11 protein-coding genes and 1 pseudogene are annotated in these 16,227 nt (G+C 74.8%); 10 read left to right on the top strand and 2 right to left on the bottom strand.

Features of this window, described 5'->3' with window-relative positions:
- The first annotated feature begins 100 nt into the window (after positions 1-100).
- The 4 genes from ACWD4P_RS17685 (at position 101) to ACWD4P_RS17670 (ending at position 4,828) form a co-directional block, all read left to right on the top strand.
- Positions 101-712 (top strand): response regulator transcription factor, encoded by a 612-nt coding sequence (locus ACWD4P_RS17685; RefSeq protein ID WP_014136228.1) that lies wholly within the window; start codon positions 101-103, stop codon positions 710-712.
- A gap of 338 nt (positions 713-1,050) precedes the next feature.
- Entirely contained in the window at positions 1,051-1,758 is a 708-nt protein-coding gene (gene shbA, locus ACWD4P_RS17680) for an RNA polymerase sigma factor ShbA (RefSeq protein WP_359828566.1), read from the top strand.
- A 279-nt stretch (positions 1,759-2,037) separates the two neighbouring features.
- Entirely contained in the window at positions 2,038-3,540 is a 1,503-nt protein-coding gene (guaB, locus tag ACWD4P_RS17675; RefSeq protein WP_359828568.1) for an IMP dehydrogenase, read from the top strand.
- Positions 3,541-3,700: 160 nt separating this feature from the next.
- The gene (locus ACWD4P_RS17670; protein WP_359828570.1) at positions 3,701-4,828 is read left to right on the top strand and encodes a GuaB3 family IMP dehydrogenase-related protein; all 1,128 of its coding nucleotides are present in this window, start codon (positions 3,701-3,703) and stop codon (positions 4,826-4,828) included.
- A gap of 71 nt (positions 4,829-4,899) precedes the next feature.
- Here the strand turns inward: ACWD4P_RS17670 and ACWD4P_RS17665 are convergent, their stop codons facing one another.
- Entirely contained in the window at positions 4,900-5,472 is a 573-nt protein-coding gene (locus ACWD4P_RS17665) for a hypothetical protein (RefSeq protein WP_359828572.1), read from the bottom strand.
- 252 nt (positions 5,473-5,724) lie between these two features.
- Here ACWD4P_RS17665 and ACWD4P_RS17660 point away from each other — a divergent pair, with 252 nt between their 5' ends.
- Positions 5,725-7,635: a protein kinase domain-containing protein gene (locus tag ACWD4P_RS17660; protein WP_449780191.1), complete on the top strand. Its 1,911-nt coding sequence runs from the start codon at positions 5,725-5,727 to the stop codon at positions 7,633-7,635.
- 9 nt (positions 7,636-7,644) lie between these two features.
- On the opposite strand, the gene ACWD4P_RS17655 is transcribed toward ACWD4P_RS17660, so the two are convergent.
- Positions 7,645-8,175: an SHOCT domain-containing protein gene (locus ACWD4P_RS17655; protein WP_449780190.1), complete on the bottom strand. Its 531-nt coding sequence runs from the start codon at positions 8,173-8,175 to the stop codon at positions 7,645-7,647.
- A gap of 57 nt (positions 8,176-8,232) precedes the next feature.
- On the opposite strand from ACWD4P_RS17655, the gene ACWD4P_RS17650 reads away from it, so the two are divergent.
- The 5 genes and pseudogenes from ACWD4P_RS17650 to ACWD4P_RS17630 form a co-directional block, all read left to right on the top strand.
- Positions 8,233-9,348, top strand: a complete 1,116-nt coding sequence (locus ACWD4P_RS17650; protein ID WP_449780189.1) for a protein kinase domain-containing protein — start codon at positions 8,233-8,235, stop codon at positions 9,346-9,348.
- Positions 9,349-9,509: 161 nt separating this feature from the next.
- Positions 9,510-11,264 (top strand): serine/threonine-protein kinase, encoded by a 1,755-nt coding sequence (locus ACWD4P_RS17645; RefSeq protein WP_449780188.1) that lies wholly within the window; start codon positions 9,510-9,512, stop codon positions 11,262-11,264.
- A 95-nt stretch (positions 11,265-11,359) separates the two neighbouring features.
- On the top strand, positions 11,360-12,991 hold the full coding sequence (locus tag ACWD4P_RS17640) for a succinic semialdehyde dehydrogenase (RefSeq protein WP_359829878.1): 1,632 nt from the start codon (positions 11,360-11,362) through the stop codon (positions 12,989-12,991).
- A 217-nt stretch (positions 12,992-13,208) separates the two neighbouring features.
- Positions 13,209-15,023, top strand: coding sequence for a GMC oxidoreductase (locus tag ACWD4P_RS17635; protein WP_449780187.1), 1,815 nt, complete (start codon positions 13,209-13,211; stop codon positions 15,021-15,023).
- A gap of 120 nt (positions 15,024-15,143) precedes the next feature.
- Positions 15,144-16,227 (top strand): annotated as a pseudogene (locus tag ACWD4P_RS17630) (hypothetical protein); the annotation flags it as partial.

Genomic DNA, 16,227 nt, shown 5'->3' with positions numbered 1-16,227 from the left:
GCGATCAGGACGAAGTCTGTCGCCGATCGGCCGTGTCGGAGAGGTTCGTACCAGCCAGGAGGCTCAACGTGACGCGGATCAGCTGCGGAGGACGACGGTCATGACTTCCGTTCTCGTTTGCGACGATTCCCCGCTCGCCCGCGAGGCGCTTCGCCGCGCCGTCGCGACCGTACCCGGTGTGGACCGGGTCACCACCGCGACGAACGGGGAGGAGGTCCTCCGCCGCTGGGTGGCCGACCGCTCCGACCTCGTTCTGATGGACGTCCGGATGCCCGGCCTCGGCGGGGTCGAGACGGTCCGGCGGCTGCTGTCCGCCGACCCGGGCGCGCGGATCATCATGCTCACCGTCGCCGAGGACCTCGACGGGGTCGCGCTCGCGGTGGCCGCGGGCGCCCGCGGGTACCTGCACAAGGACGCCTCGCGCGCCGAGCTGCGGGCCACCGTCACCCAGGCCCTCGCCGACCCGACCTGGCGGCTCGCCCCGCGCCGGCTGCGCAGCCCCGACATGGGCGCCGCGCCGACCCTGACGGCGCGTGAGATCCAGGTGCTGGAGGGCATGAGCCACGGCCGCAGCAACGCCGAGATCGGCCGCGAGCTGTTCCTCTCCGAGGACACGGTCAAGACCCACGCCCGACGGCTGTTCAAGAAGCTCGGGGCCTCCGACCGGGCGCACGCGGTGGCGCTGGGCTTCCGCTGGGGCCTGGTCCGCTGACCACCGGCGGCGCCGCCGGTTGCGGCGTGCCGCCGGAGGTTCCCGGGGCGGTCCCCGTACGGGCGTGTGACGTTACGGTCCCGAGGTTGCACCATGGAGGTGTGGAGCACCTCGGGGACCAGCGGACAGGCACTGCGGCGAACCACGCAGCCGCAGGACACTCGGCGGACGGCGCGACGGACGGAACCACCACCGACGGCGGCGGGGCGGGAGGCGGCACGGTGCAGGAGGGGCCGGTGGTGCGCGGCATGCCGTACGGTGCCGCAGCGCATAACGTTCCGGTGCACAACTCCGGACGCGGTGCCGCGTTTTCCCGCTCGACCAGGCACCATGGACCGATGCGCGACGACGTCGCCGGTGCGGCCGGCCAGGCGGACCCGGTGGAGGCCGAGCCCTCCGGTCCGGGCCACGATCCGTCGTACGCCGATCCCGCCGGCGCGGCCGGTCCGGACCGCCCGCCGGTGCTCGGCACGGGCGGCTCGCCGCTGGTGGGCGAACTGGTCGCGGCCGCGGTGCGCGGCGAGGGCCCGGCGATCGACGCGCTGCTCGCCTACGTCCACCCGCTGGCGCTGCGGTACTGCCGCGCCCGGCTGGTCCGGCTGCCCGGCGGGGCCCGGCACCACGTGGACGACGTCGCGCAGGAGGTCTGCGTCGCGGTGCTCTGCGCGCTGCCCCGGTACAAGGACCAGGGCCGCCCCTTCGAGGCCTTCGTGTACGGGATCGCCGCCCACAAGATCGCCGACCTCCAGCGGGCCGCGATGCGCGGGCCCGGCTCGACCGTCGTGCCGCAGGACGACCTGCCGGAGGTGCCGGACGAGGCGCTCGGCCCGGAGGAGCAGGCGCTGCTGAGCAGCGACGCCGCCTGGGCGAAGGAGCTGCTGTCCAACCTGCCGGCCCGTCAGCGCGAACTGGTGCTGCTGCGGGTGGCCGCCGGGCTCTCGGCGGAGGAGACCGGCGAGGTGCTCGGGATGTCGCCCGGCGCCGTCCGGGTGGCCCAGCACCGGGCGCTCAGCCGGCTGCGCGCGCTCGCCGAGGAGTCCTCCTGACCGCTGCTCCCGGTCCGTACCCGTTTCCGCCGGTTGCGGGGGGAATGATCCACGGGGCGGTGGTGTTGTCAAGGGCACACGAGGACACATTCGCGGTGCCAGTACCATGGGGTATCGGCGCCTGGGCGGGTTGCCAAAGTTTGGCGGGTGCGCGCGGGGTCCCCTTGGAGGATCCTCCTATTCGCACCCGGCTTCGGCGGTCTGCGCGAGTGAGCGATGAATGCGCCCCCACCCTCAGGGCGTGAGCGGATTAGGCCGGCCACGGAAGGTACCCCCCAAATGTCTTACAACGCCGCAGGCGTACCCGAGAAGTTCGCGATGCTCGGGCTCACGTACGACGACGTGCTGCTGCTGCCCGGGGCCTCCGAGGTGCTGCCGAACCAGGTGGACACCTCCTCCCGGATCTCCCGGAACGTGCGCGTCAACATCCCGCTGCTCTCGGCGGCGATGGACAAGGTCACCGAGTCGCGCATGGCCATCGCGATGGCCCGCCAGGGCGGCGTCGGCGTGCTGCACCGCAACCTGTCCGTCGAGGACCAGGCCAACCAGGTCGACCTCGTGAAGCGCTCCGAGTCCGGCATGGTCACCGACCCGATCACGGTCGGCCCCGAGACCACCCTGGCCGAGGCCGACGCGCTCTGCGCCAAGTTCCGCATCTCCGGCGTGCCGATCGCCGACGAGGCCGGCAAGCTGCTCGGCATCGTCACCAACCGCGACATGGCCTTCGAGTCGGACCGCACCCGCCAGGTCCGCGAGATCATGACCCCGATGCCGCTGATCACCGGCAAGGTCGGCATCTCCGGCGTGGACGCGATGGCCCTGCTGCGCCGCCACAAGATCGAGAAGCTGCCGCTGGTCGACGACGAGGGCCGGATCAAGGGCCTGATCACCGTCAAGGACTTCGTCAAGGCCGAGCAGTACCCGAACGCCGCCAAGGACGCCGAGGGCCGGCTGCTGGTCGGCGCCGCCGTCGGTGCCAGCGCCGAGGCGTTCGACCGGGCCCAGGCCCTGGTCGAGGCCGGTGCCGACTTCCTCGTGGTGGACACCTCGCACGGCCACAGCCACAACGCGCTGGCCTGGATCGCGAAGATCAAGTCGGCCGTCGGGATCGACGTGGTCGGCGGCAACGTGGCCACCCGCGACGGCGCCCAGGCGCTGATCGACGCCGGCGTGGACGGCGTCAAGGTCGGCGTCGGCCCCGGCTCCATCTGCACCACCCGCGTCGTCGCCGGCATCGGCGTCCCGCAGATCACCGCCATCTACGAGGCCGCCCAGGCCTGCCAGGCGGCCGGCGTGCCGGTCATCGGCGACGGCGGCCTGCAGTACTCGGGCGACATCGGCAAGGCGCTGGCCGCCGGTGCCGACACCGTGATGCTCGGCTCGCTGCTGGCCGGCTGCGAGGAGTCCCCGGGCGAGCTGCTGTTCATCAACGGCAAGCAGTTCAAGTCCTACCGCGGCATGGGCTCGCTGGGCGCCATGCAGTCCCGCGGCCAGGGCCGCTCGTACTCCAAGGACCGCTACTTCCAGGCCGAGGTGGCCTCGGACGACAAGCTCGTCCCCGAGGGCATCGAGGGCCAGGTGCCCTACCGCGGCCCGCTGTCGGCCGTCCTGCACCAGCTGGTCGGCGGCCTGCGCCAGACCATGGGCTACGTCGGCGCCGCCACCGTCGCCGAGATGGAGAGCAAGGGCCGCTTCGTCCGGATCACCTCGGCGGGCCTCAAGGAGAGCCACCCGCACGACATCCAGATGACCGTCGAGGCGCCGAACTACTCGACCCGCTGAACGGTGTGAACCACTGAGGGGCCCGTTGCCGCACCGCGGCGGCGGGCCCCTCGGGCTGTCCGGGCCGTGGGCCGTCGGGGCGGGAGCCGTGCCGGTGCGGGATACTGGGGTGCGGCCGGGGTGACCCGGCAGGCATGAGCAACAAAGAGAAGGGCTCGAAGTGACCGAGATCGAGATCGGGCGAGGCAAGCGCGGCCGACGGGCGTACGCCTTCGACGACATCGCCGTCGTCCCCAGCCGGCGTACGCGGGACCCGAAGGAGGTCTCGATCGCCTGGCAGATCGACGCCTACCGCTTCGAGCTGCCGTTCCTGGCGGCCCCGATGGACAGCGTGGTCTCGCCGCAGCAGGCCATCGCGATCGGCCGCCTCGGCGGTCTCGGCGTGCTGAACCTCGAAGGCCTGTGGACCCGCTACGAGGACCCGCAGCCGCTGCTGGACGAGATCGCCGCGATCACCGACGAGTCCACCGCGACCCGCCGGCTCCAGGAGGTCTACGCCGCGCCGATCCGCGCCGAGCTGATCAAGCAGCGGATCCAGGAGGTCCGCGACTCCGGCGTCGTCACCGCCGCCGCGCTCTCGCCGCAGCGCACCGCCGAGTTCTCCAAGGCTGTCGTGGACGCCGGCGTCGACGTCTTCGTCATCCGCGGCACCACCGTCTCGGCCGAGCACGTCTCCAGCGCCGCCGAGCCGCTCAACCTCAAGCAGTTCATCTACGAACTCGACGTGCCGGTGATCGTCGGCGGCTGCGCCACGTACACCGCAGCACTGCACCTGATGCGGACCGGCGCCGCCGGTGTGCTGGTCGGCTTCGGCGGCGGTGCCGCCCACACCACCCGCAACGTCCTGGGCATCCAGGTGCCGATGGCGACCGCCGTGGCCGACGTGGCCGCCGCCCGCCGTGACTACATGGACGAGTCCGGCGGCCGCTACGTCCACGTGATCGCGGACGGCGGGGTCGGCTACAGCGGCGACATCCCGAAGGCGGTCGCCTGCGGCGCCGACGCGGTGATGATCGGCGCCGCGCTGGCGCGGGCCACGGACGCCCCGGGCAAGGGCTTCCACTGGGGCATGGAGGCCGTCCACGAGGAGCTGCCGCGCGGCAAGCGGGTGGACCTCGGGACCGTCGGGACCACCGAGGAGATCCTGACCGGGCCCTCGCACACGCCGGACGGGACGATGAACCTGTTCGGGGCGCTGCGCCGGGCGATGGCCACGACGGGGTACACGGAGCTCAAGGAGTTCCAGCGGGTCGAGGTGACGGTGAACCCGGCGCTCGACCACCGCTGAGCCGTGTGTCGAAGGAGGCCCCTGCCGGTGACGGCGGGGGCCTTCGGCGTTCCCGGCGGCGGCCGCCGGGGTCAACTCCGGGTGGCGGTGCGGCGGGTGAGGAGGAAGCCGCCGATCAGGGCGATGGCGTAGAAGGCGGCGTCGAGGGGGCGGAGGTCGGCACGCCAGGTGGTGAGGGTGTCGTGCAGGAGGCCGCGGGGCGCGGGGGTGCCGGCGGGGAGGCGGCGGAGGTGCTCGATCAGCTGGCCGAGGAGGAGGGCACCGGCGGCGAGGAGGGCGCCGAGCGGGGGGAGTAAGCGGGCCCGGCCGCCGAGGCGGCCCAGCGGGAGGGCGACCAGGCCCGCGGGGGCGATGGCCAGCCAGCCGAGGCTGTCGGCGGCGCGCAGCGGGGCGCTGCCGTAGGCGAGGCCGCCGAGCAGCATGGCGAGCAGGGCGAGGGCGACGGCCAGGGCGGTGCGGTGCCGGGGGGCCGCGGGGGGCGTCGGGCGGGCGGGTTCGGGGGGTTCGAAGCCGGCCACCGGGGCGCCGGGCATGCCGGGGGCGACGTAGCCCTCGGGGGCGGCCGGGGGTGGGGCGACCGAGTAGTGCTGGGCGGTGCGCGGCCGGGACGATGGGCCGTCAGTGCCCGGTGCGGGTGCGGTCATGGGCGTCGAATCCCCCCGGAAAGACGATGAGCTGCCGAACGGTAGCAGTGGCCCGGGCAGATCTTGGCGAGTTTTCGATCACAGATCGGGCACGGAGCGCCGTTACCGTTCCGGTTCGTCCCAGCTTGGGGCGGGGGTGGGTGGTCGAGGGCCCTCGGGACAGGGGATGATGGAGGCTTGGGCGTCCGGGACCCAGGTCGGGCCGACGCGCCGTCACCACGACCGCCGGCAGCACATGGGGGAACGTTCCGAATGACCCAGGCGAAGGGTTCCACCGGCCGCCTCCTGGCCGGCCGCTACCGCCTGAACGGCGTGCTCGGGCGCGGCGGCATGGGCACGGTCTGGCGCGCCGAGGACGAGATGCTGGGGCGGACCGTCGCGGTCAAGGAACTGCGGATGAACGCCAGCGTCGACGAGGAGGAGAAGCACCGGCTGATCACCCGGACGCTGCGCGAGGCCAAGGCCACCGCGCGGATCCGGCACAGTTCGGCGGTGACGGTCTTCGACGTGGTCGACGAGGACGACCGGCCGTGGATCGTCATGGAGCTGGTCGAGTCCCGCTCGCTGGCTGACGTGGTGCGCGAGGACGGTCCCCTGGAGCCCGGCCGGGCGGCGGAGATCGCGCTCGACGTGCTGGGCGTGCTCAGCGCGGCGCACGCGCTCGGGATCCTGCACCGGGACGTCAAGCCGTCCAACGTGCTGATCGGCGAGGACGGCCGGGTGGTGCTCACCGACTTCGGCATCGCCAGCGTGGAGGGCGACGCCTCGGTCACCTCGACCGGGATGCTGGTCGGCGCGCCCTCGTACATCTCGCCGGAGCGGGCCCGCGGGCAGAAGCCCGGGCCGCCGGCCGACCTCTGGTCGCTGGGCGGCACGCTGTACGCGATGGTCGAGGGCCGGCCGCCGTACGACCGGGGCTCGGCGCTGGCCACGCTGACCGCGGTGATGACCGAGGACCTGACCACGCCGGCGAACGCCGGGCCGCTGCTGCCGGTGATCGAGGGGCTGCTGGCGAAGGACCCGGCCGAGCGGCTGGACGCCTCGCAGACCCGGTCGATGCTCAAGCGGGTGGTCGCGGAGGCGACCGCGCGGGCGGAGTCGACCACCGAGCACGCGGTGCCGGTGGAGAAGGCCGCCGAGGCCGAGGCGACGAAGGCTCCGCAGACTCCGCAGGAGGAGCCGGAGCGGCCCGAGCAGGGGCGCAAGCGGCCTGTGGGCGGGCTGCTGGGGACGGTCCGGGTCGGCAGCCGGGCCCAGGGCGGGGAAGCCGCCGAGGAGCCGTCCGGGGAGCCGGCGCCGGAGTCGATCCGGCCGGTGACCAGCGAGTGGACGATGGGGGCGACGCAGGCGGCCGGGGCGGACCCGCGCACCGGCCGGCGGCGGCTGGCCATCGCCACCGTGATCGTGGTGCTGCTGCTGATCGCCGGGGTGGTGGCGGTGATCCAGATGGTCGGCAACGGGGACGGTGCCGCCGACGGCGCGGCCTCGCAGAGCGCGGGGGCCAGCGCGCCGGTGGCGGCCGGTACGGAGCCGGAGCCGAGCGGGAGCGCGCCGGCGACCGCGCCCGCGACCGAGCCCGCCCCCGGGCCGGCGGCCTCGCAGCCGACCGGCGACCCGGCCGCGGTGCCGGACGCGCCCGCGCAGTCGGCGAGCGCGCCGGCGGCCCCCGCGCAGCCCCCGGCACCGGCCCAGACCCCGGTGCAGCCGGTACCGGGCGCCGTGCCGGCCGGGTACCACGAGTACAAGGACCCGAGCGGCTTCTCGGTGGTGCTGCCGGACGGGCTGCAGCAGACCGGGTCGGACGCCAACCGGCGGATCTTCAAGAACGCGGCCGACGGCAGCCAGCTGCGGATCGAGTGGACCACGTCGCCCGGCGCCAGCGCGGTGGCGGACTGGCAGGAGTCGGAGCCCAACGTCCGCGGCCAGGTCAGCAACTACCAGCGGCTGAACCTGTCGGCGATCACCTACCGGCAGTGGACCAACGCGGCGGACTGGGAGTGGACCAACGGCACGCCCAAGACGCACTCGCTCAACCGCGGCTTCGTGACCGGCACCCCGGCCAAGTACGGGTACTCGATCTACTGGATCGTCCCGGACGCCGAGTGGGCCGCCCAGGCCCCGGTCCGGGACGTCGTCTTCAACAGCTTCCAGCCCGCGCCGTGACGGGCCCGCTCAGCCGATCAGGCGCTGCTTGGCGCGGGTGAACTCGTCCTCGGTGAGGGCGCCGGAGGCGTGCAGGGCGGCGAGCCGTTCGAGCTGACCGACGAGCTGTTCGCCGGTGGAGGCTTCGGCGGGGGCGGCGGACAGGGACTTCGGGGCGTTCCGGGCGGCCCGGGCGGCGGCCCGGAGCTGCTCGGCGAAGAACTCGGCCTTGACCACGTCCTCGAAGCGGTGCGAGCCGGTGAGCGCCACCACCAGCAGCACTTCGCCGTTGAGTTTGGTGCGGGTCACGGTGGCGTCGGTGACGGAGGCCAGCGGAACCGGGACCGGCGGCTTCCCGTCCTTCAGGAAGAGCAGCCGGTGGGTGGTCAGCACGAGCACTCCCTTGCGGAAGTGGTCGGGGTGGCGCCCGGCGGTGGAGGCGACCGGCTTCTCGTCGGCCACGACGGACGCCTCGACGGCCCGAACGGCCTCCGCGTGGTTGCCCTTGCCGCTGTTTCCGGCCACCTCGAAGGCGGTGTCGATCAGATCGGTCCAGTCCATGGGATCGAGCCTAAGGGAGCCGCTCAGTAGGCTGGTCGGCGAGCGAGAGGAACTGGCATGCGAGGCGGCCCCGGACAGTTGCTGGCGGGGCGGTACCGGCTGACGGACCGTCCCGAGCCGCTGCGTGCCCACGCGGTGGACGAGCGGACCGGCGAATCGGTCCTGCTCGGCGCCCTGGAACTGCCCGGGCTGCTGTCGGCCGGTCAGGATCCGGAGAAGGCCGCCGCGGCGCAGGCGGACCGGCTGGTGCGGCGGGTGGCGGCGGTCGGTTCGGCCGCTCCGGTCGCGCACCCGCGGCTGCTGCGCGGGGTGGGCGCCTTCGTCGAGGGCGAGCTGCTGTGGACGGTGGAGGAGCGGCCGGCCGGGCGGACGGCGGCCGACCTGCTCGTCGACGGACCGCTGCCGCCGTACCGGGCGGCCGAGTTGGCGGCGGACCTGGCCGGAGCGCTGCGGGCGCTGCACGCGGCCGGGCTGACCCACGGCGCCGTGACCGCGGAGTCGGTGCTGGTCTGCGAGGACGGCGCCGCGATGCTCGGCGGGCTGCTCGCCGGGGTGGCGGAGGAGGCGCTGGCCGAGGACCTCGGCGGGCCGGGCGGGCGGCGCCGGTACGAGGTGCGGGCCGACCTGGTCGGGCCGGTGGCGGAGCGCTGGCCGCTGGACGGCGGCCCGGCGGGCGACTGCTGGGCGCTCGGGGTGCTGCTGCAGCGGCTGGTCACCGGCCGCTCGCCGTACCCGGAGCGGGACGTGCCGGAGCTGGTCACGGCGGTGCGGGACGGGCGGCGGGAGCCCTCGGTGGTGTGCGGGCCGCTGGCGTCGCTGGTGGAGCGGCTGCTGCAGCCCGATCCGGCGCTGCGCCCGACGGCGGAGGCGGTGCGCCGGGAACTGGCGGAGCTGCTGGCGGGGGCGCCGGAGCCGGTCGACGGGGAGCGGTCGGCGGTGGTCCGGGCGACGCGGGCGGAGGCGCCGGCGGTGCCTCGGCCGCGGCGTCCGGGGGGCGGCGGCTCCGGGGCGCGGGGGAGTGCCCGAAAGGGCGGCGACGGTGGGGACTTCGGGGCAGGAAACGGGGCGAAACCGCCCCGGATACCCCCCTCCCTGTGGGGGCCGCTGTTGGTGGGTGGAGTGTTCGTGCTGCTCGCGCTGGGAATTGCCGCCGTGGTGCTGTTCGCGGGCTGACGACCCGCCGGGGTTCCGGTCCTGCGGTCCAGCGGGTGGGCGTGATTACCGGGGGCGGCAAGGTGCGCCTAATGTGTGCGTGGGATTTGTTCGAACAGTGGTCTGCACCAGGTCCTCCGTCGCGGTGACGGCAGGCGGAATGTGTGGGGGAGCGGGCGCAGATGGGCGTGCAGGACCGGCCGGATGCGGCCGAGGCGGAGCGGTTGCTGGCCGGGCGGTACGAGCTCGGCGAGCGGCTCGGCCGGGGTGGCATGGGCACCGTCTGGCGGGCCTGGGACCGGATGCTCGACCGCGAGGTCGCGGTCAAGGAGCTGACCGTCAACCACCTGCCCGAGGAGGACCTCCAGATCCTGCACACCCGGATGAAGCGCGAGGCCAGCGCGGCCGCGCGGATCAAGCACCCCGGTGTGATCACCGTGCACGACGTGCTGGAGCAGGACGGCCGGCCGTGGATCGTGATGGAGCTGGTCGACGGCCGCTCGCTGGCCGACGTGATCAGCCAGGACGGCACCCTGCAGCCGCGCGCCGCCGCCGAGGTCGGCAGCCAGGTGCTGGCCGCCCTGCACCGCGGCCACCAGCTGGGCGTGCTGCACCGGGACGTCAAGCCGGCCAACGTGCTGCTGGAGCGCGGTACCGGCCGGGTGGTGCTGCTGGACTTCGGCATCGCGAAGTACGAGGGCGCGACCGAGCTGACCCGGCCGGGCGACCTGGTCGGCTCGCCGGACTACCTGGCGCCGGAGCGCGCCCAGGGCGAGCGGCCCGGACCGGCCTCCGACCTGTGGGGCCTCGGGGCGACGCTGTACGCGGCGGTCGAGGGGCAGTCGCCGTTCCGGCGGGACTCGCCGATCACCACGCTCGCCGCGGTGGTCGACGAGCCGCTGCCGGAGTCCCGGCGGGCCGGCCCGCTGGGCCCGGTCCTGGCCGCGCTGATGGCCAAGGACCCGGCCGAGCGGCCCGCCGCCGACGAGGTGGCCCGGATGCTGGCCGAGGTGCAGGCCGGGCACACGATCGGCCTGAAGTCGGTCGCCGCGGTGCGCACGCCCACCCAGTCGGTGCCGGTGGTGGACCGCAGCGAGCGCCCGGAGCCGGCGACGGAGCCGGCCGGGGGCTCCGAGGAACCGACCGAGCCGAAGGCCGCCGCGCCCGCCGGGCCGCCCGCGCCGCCCGCCGTCCCCGCCGAACCGGACACCGCCGGGGGCGCGCAGGCCATGGCACGGGCGCAGACCGGGCCCGTCGCGCCGGTGCCGCACTCCATAGCGCCCGTGCGCGGACCGGCCAAGCGCCGCAGCCTGCTGAAGATCGTCGGTGTGGCGGTGGCCGTCGGCCTGCTGGCCGCCGCGGGCACCTTCCTCGTCACCCGGCACGTGGTGGGCGGCGGCGGCCCCGACGACCCGACGCCGTCCGCCGCCGAGTCCACCGGGCCGGAGCCCACCAGCGACGCCACGCCGGCGGTGGCGCCGCCCAGCGGCTACCACTGGGTCGACGACCCGGCCGGCTTCCGGTTCCCGCTGCCGAACGGGACACCGGCCTGGCAGCGGATCAGCGCGGGCGACAACCAGATCTTCTACAGCCCCGACGGCAAGGTGCACTACCTCCAGTTCGCCGTCACCGTCGGCCAGTCGGTCAAGCCGCTGGATCACATGCGGCAGATGGAGACCAGCGTCTCCAAGTCGCTCAGGGACTACAAGCAGCACCGGATGGCCGGCACCGCGGTGAAGGGCCAGGAGGCGGCGGTCTGGGAGTTCAGCTACCTGGCCAAGGAGGGCGGCCGCCGGCGCGCGATCGAGACCGAGTTCATCAGCCAGGACGGCACCAGCTACGCGATCTACTCGTCCAGCCCGGAGAAGGGCAGCGAGTGGAACGAGGCCGAGCAGCGCTTCTACGCGGTGCTCAACAGCTTCACCCCGACCCGCTGACCGGGCCGGGCGGCGCGTCCGCTTTCGCCCGACTGCGGCAGATTCTTGTTACCGACGGGTACCGGGACGGCCGCCGGTCGCCTAGGCTGCGCCGTATGTCGGACCTCACAGCAGATGCAGTGGCCACCGAACACCCCGGCGCCGGCAACCCGGCCGCCCCCGGCGGCGGCCGGACCGTCGCGGCGGCCGTCCCGCCGGCCCTGGTCGCCCGGCTGGCCGCCGGCGTCACCGCCACCGGCGAGCCCGACCTGGTGGAGACCGTGGCCCCGCTGACCGGCGAACGGCTGGCCAGCCTGCCGCAGTCCACCCCGGCCGACGTCGAGGTCGCCTTCCAGCTGGCCCGCCGCGCCCAGACGGCCTGGGCCGCGCTGCCGGTGCGCCGCCGGGCCGCCGTGCTGCTGCGCTTCCACGACCTGCTGCTCAAGCGGCAGGACGAGGTGCTGGACCTCGTCCAGGCGGAGACCGGCAAGGCCCGGCTGCACGCCTTCGAGGAGGTGCTGGCCGTCGCCATGGCCGCCCGGCACTACGGGCGGGCCGCGCACGGATACCTCAAGGACAAGCGGCGCGGCGGCGCGCTGCCGGTGCTCACCCACGCCGTCGAGGCCCGCCGCCCCAAGGGCGTGGTCGGCCACATCTCGCCGTGGAACTACCCGCTGGAACTGTCCGTCGGCGACGCCCTGCCCGCCTTCGCGGCCGGCAACGCGGTGGTCAACAAGCCCGACACGCAGACCGCGCTGACCGCGCTGTGGGCCCGCGAGCTGCTGGTCGAGGCCGGACTGCCGGCCGACCTGTGGCAGATCGTGATCGGCGACGGCCCGGTGATCGGCCCCGCCGTGGTGGAGCACGCCGACTACGTCTCGTTCACCGGCTCCACCCGCACCGGCCGCGACGTCGCCCAGCGCGCCGCCGCCCGGCTGGTCGGCGCCTCGCTCGAACTCGGCGGCAAGAACGCCATGCTGGTGCTCGCCGACGCCGACCTCGACGCGGCCGCCGCGGGCGCCGTCCGGGCCTGCTTCTCCTCCGCCGGGCAGCTGTGCATCTCCATCGAGCGCCTGCTGGTGCACCGCTCGGTGGCCGACGAGTTCCTGGAGCGCTTCGCCGCCCGCACCCGGGCGCTGCGCCTCGGCGGCGGCCTCGCGTACGGCGCGGACATGGGATCGCTGGTCTCCGTCCGCCAGCTGGAGACCACCACCCGGCACGTGGACGAGGCGGTCAAGGCGGGCGCCACCGTGGTGGCCGGCGGGCGCGCCCGGCCGGACCTCGGCCCGTTCTTCTTCGAGCCGACCATCCTCGACGGCGTCACCCCGGACATGGCGGTCTGCGCCGAGGAGACCTTCGGGCCGGTCGTCTCCCTCTACCGCTTCGACACCGACGAGGAGGCGGTGGCCGCCGCCAACTCCACGCCGTACGGCCTGAACTCCAGCGTCTGGACCAGGGACCTGCGGCGCGGGCGGACGGTCGCGGCCCGGCTGCGCACCGGCACGGTCAACGTCAACGAGGCGTACGCCGCCGCGTACGGCTCGGTCGGCTCGCCGATGGGCGGCATGGGCGACTCCGGGCTGGGCCGCCGGCACGGCGCCGAGGGCATCCTGCGCTTCACCGAGGCGCAGACCATCGCGACCCAGCGGCTGATGCCGATCGCGCCCTCGTTCGGCCTGGACGACCGGCAGTTCGCCGCTGTGATGACCGGCGGGCTGCGGGCGCTCAAGGCGCTGCGCTTCAAGTAGGCCCGCTCCGGGCGGGCCCGGAGTGCGGAGAGGCCCGGTGCGCGGAGCACCCCGGCACACGCGGGCCCGGTGCGCTCCGGCCCGTCGGCGCGGGCCCGGTTCACGCAGGCCCGTTCACGCGGGCCCGTTCACGCAGGCCCTTCGGGCCCCGCCCGTCCGGCGGGGCCCGGTTCGCGGTACCCACAGGCAGGTTCATCCGGCGAAGGAGCGGTGGCAGATGGTGGAGTCCGGCGGTGCGGCGGAGTTCGACTACGACGTGGTGGTGGTCGGGTCCGGCTTCGGCGGTTCGGTCGCGGCCCTGCGGCTGACCGAGAAGGGCTACCGGGTCGCCGTCCTGGAGGCCGGGCGGCGCTTCGACCGGGACGAACTGCCCAGGAACTCCTGGGACCTGCCGAACTACCTGTGGGCGCCGCGGCTCGGGCTGTACGGCATCCAGCGCATCCACCTGCTGGCCAACGTGCTGATCCTGGCCGGTGCCGGGGTCGGCGGCGGCTCGCTGAACTACGCCAACACCCTGTACGTGCCGCCGAAGGCCTTCTTCGAGGACCGCCAGTGGCGCCACATCACCGACTGGCAGCAGGAGTTGGCGCCGTTCTACGACCAGGCGCAGCGGATGCTCGGGGTCCGGCTCAACCCGACCCTCACCCCCTCCGACGTCCACCTCAAGGCGGCCGCCGAGCGGATGGGCGTCGGCGACACCTTCCACATGGCGCCGGTCGGGGTCTTCTTCGGTGACGGCGAGGACGCCGGGGGCACCTCCCGGGCGGCCGGGGCGGCCCCCGGGGGCGAGGTCGCCGACCCGTACTTCGGCGGCGCCGGTCCGTCCCGCAAGGCCTGCGTGGAGTGCGGCGAGTGCATGACCGGCTGCCGGCACGGCGCCAAGAACATGCTCACCGAGAACTACCTGTACCTGGCCGAGAAGGGCGGGGCGGAGATCCACCCGCTCACCACGGTGGCCCGGATCCGGGAGATCGGCGGGGCCGACGGGAGCCGCGGCTACGCGGTGGACGTGCGGCGCACCGACGCGCGCTCGAGGACCGACCGGGTGAAGGCGGGCGCGCGGACCGTCACGGCGGCGCGGGTGGTCGTCGCGGCCGGCACCTACGGCACCCAGTCGCTGCTGCACCGGATGCGGGAGGACGGCCACCTGCCCCGGATCTCGGCGCGGCTGGGCGAGCTGACCCGCACCAACTCCGAGGCCCTGGTGGGCGCGCAGACCACCGACCGGCGCTACGGCACCAAGGCGGACTTCACCAAGGGCGTGGCGATCACCTCCTCGATCCACCCGGACGCCAACACCCACATCGAGCCGGTGCGCTACGGCAAGGGCTCCAACGCGATGGGCGCGCTGTCCATCGCCCAGGTCAGGGGCGGCGGCGCGGTTCCGCGCTGGCTGCGCTACCTGGGCAACTCGGCGCTCCACCCGGTGACCTTCGCCCGCTCGATGAACCAGCGCCGCTGGTCCGAGAAGACGATCATCGGCCTGGTGATGCAGTCGCTGGACAACTCGATTACCGTCTCGCTGAAGAAGGGCCCGCTCGGCAAGCCCCGGCTCACCTCCGCCCAGGGCCACGGCGAGCCCAACCCGACCTGGATCCCGGCGGCGGAGCGGGGCGCCCAGGCGCTGGCCGACGAGATCAACGGCTTCCCGGGCAGCACCGTCGGCGAGATCTTCGACATCCCGATGACGGCGCACTTCCTGGGCGGCTGCCCGATCGGCGACGCCCCCGGGACGGGCGTGGTGGACCCGTACCACCGGCTGTACGGCTACCCCGGGATCAGCGTGGTGGACGGTTCGGCCGTCTCCGCCAACCTGGGGGTCAACCCCTCGCTCACCATCACCGCGCAGGCCGAGCGCGCCCTGTCGATGTGGCCGAACAAGGGCGAGGCGGACCCGCGACCGGCCCAGGGCGAGGAGTACCGGCGGGTGGCGGCGGTGGCGCCGGTGCGGCCGGCCGTGCCCGAGGGGGCGTTCGGGGCGCTGAGGCTGCCGCTGCTGCCCGTCCCGGAGGTCCCGAGGAAGCGGGGCTGAACCCGGCCCGGAGGGCCAACCCGCGTGCCCCCGTTCCCGGTTGACATCGGTTCGGGTCCGATGGGATAAACGGGCTCCCTGGGCCTGCCAGGGACTCGTCGAGCGGGGGGAACGCGGGCCATGGCCGACTGCACAGCGTGCGGGGCGACGTCGGAGGAGGGGGCGCCCACCTGCGGGTCGTGCGGGCGGCCGTTCGCGCCCCCGGCCCCGGCACCCGCCGCCCCGTCCGCCGTCCCGCCCGCCGCGCCCGCCGTCCCGCCGCCCCCGCCGGGCGCGGCTCCGCCCGTCCCGCCGCCCCCGCCGGGTGCGGCTCCACCCGTTCCGCCGCCGCCCGGGTACGGGCCGACGGCCGCGGCCCCGCCCGCCCTGGGCAGCTGGGGCGCCGGGCAGGCGTACCAGCAGGCGCCCGCCCTCCAGCGCCTGCTGGCCGCCGCGGACTGGCGCCCCGCGGTCAGGGCGGCCCTCGCGCCGACCCTCGTCCTGCTGGCCGTCGCGCTGATCGCGGCGATCCCGAGCGACTACCAGTACGAGTACCGCTTCCAGTCGGGCGGCTTCGGCGAGCGCTTCGGCTCGGCGCTGTCGATGGCCCTGAACGCGCTCGGCGCGCCGTTCCGGCTCGGCTACGAGAGCGCGTCGGGCGCGAGCCGGAGCGACCGGCTGGAGATCGCGCTGCGGGTGCTGCCGCTGACCGTCACCGTCCTGTGGTGCCTGGCGCTCTGGCTCGGCCTGCGGGCCGGGCTGCGCCGGCGCAAGGCGGTGGAGGGCCAGCTCACCCGGGGCCAGGCCGCCGGTGAGGCGGTCCGCACCGCTCTGGTCCTCGCGGCGGTGAGCGGGCTGCTCGGGCTGGTCGGCAGCACGGAGTGGCACCCCGCGAGCCGGGTGAAGCCCGACTACTTCGGCGCCGGCGGTCCGCTCGGCTCCGCCGGCGCGAGGTCCGGCCAGGCGCTGATCACGGCGGACTCCGGCTGGCTGGAGGCGGTCGCCTGGACGGCGGTGGCGGCAGGCCTGCTGGCCTTCGCCGTCCACGGCACCGACGCGCTGCGCTGGGCCGCCTGGCGCAGCCGCGCGGTCCGCGGTTGGGCGGTGTCCGCGCTGGCCGCCGGGCAGGCGCTGGCGGTCACGGTGGGGCTGGCCTCGGTGACGGCCTTCGTGCTGGTCGCGGTCGACAGCGACAGCGGGGCGCGGACCGGGATCTCGCTGGCCT

The sequence above is a fragment of the Kitasatospora sp. NPDC002543 genome (assembly GCF_053594915.1).
The sequence above is the reverse complement of the archived record's forward strand: the minus strand, read 5'-3'. Positions and strand labels throughout refer to the sequence as shown.

Coding starts and splice junctions, on each gene's coding strand:
- ACWD4P_RS17685 (WP_014136228.1), top strand. CDS start 101: ATGACTTCCGTTCTCGTTTGCGACGATTCCCCGCTCGCCCGCGAGGCG.
- shbA (WP_359828566.1), top strand. CDS start 1,051: ATGCGCGACGACGTCGCCGGTGCGGCCGGCCAGGCGGACCCGGTGGAG.
- guaB (WP_359828568.1), top strand. CDS start 2,038: ATGTCTTACAACGCCGCAGGCGTACCCGAGAAGTTCGCGATGCTCGGG.
- ACWD4P_RS17665 (WP_359828572.1), bottom strand. CDS start 5,472: ATGACCGCACCCGCACCGGGCACTGACGGCCCATCGTCCCGGCCGCGC.
- ACWD4P_RS17660 (WP_449780191.1), top strand. CDS start 5,725: ATGACCCAGGCGAAGGGTTCCACCGGCCGCCTCCTGGCCGGCCGCTAC.
- ACWD4P_RS17655 (WP_449780190.1), bottom strand. CDS start 8,175: ATGGACTGGACCGATCTGATCGACACCGCCTTCGAGGTGGCCGGAAAC.
- ACWD4P_RS17650 (WP_449780189.1), top strand. CDS start 8,233: ATGCGAGGCGGCCCCGGACAGTTGCTGGCGGGGCGGTACCGGCTGACG.
- ACWD4P_RS17645 (WP_449780188.1), top strand. CDS start 9,510: ATGGGCGTGCAGGACCGGCCGGATGCGGCCGAGGCGGAGCGGTTGCTG.
- ACWD4P_RS17640 (WP_359829878.1), top strand. CDS start 11,360: ATGTCGGACCTCACAGCAGATGCAGTGGCCACCGAACACCCCGGCGCC.
- ACWD4P_RS17635 (WP_449780187.1), top strand. CDS start 13,209: ATGGTGGAGTCCGGCGGTGCGGCGGAGTTCGACTACGACGTGGTGGTG.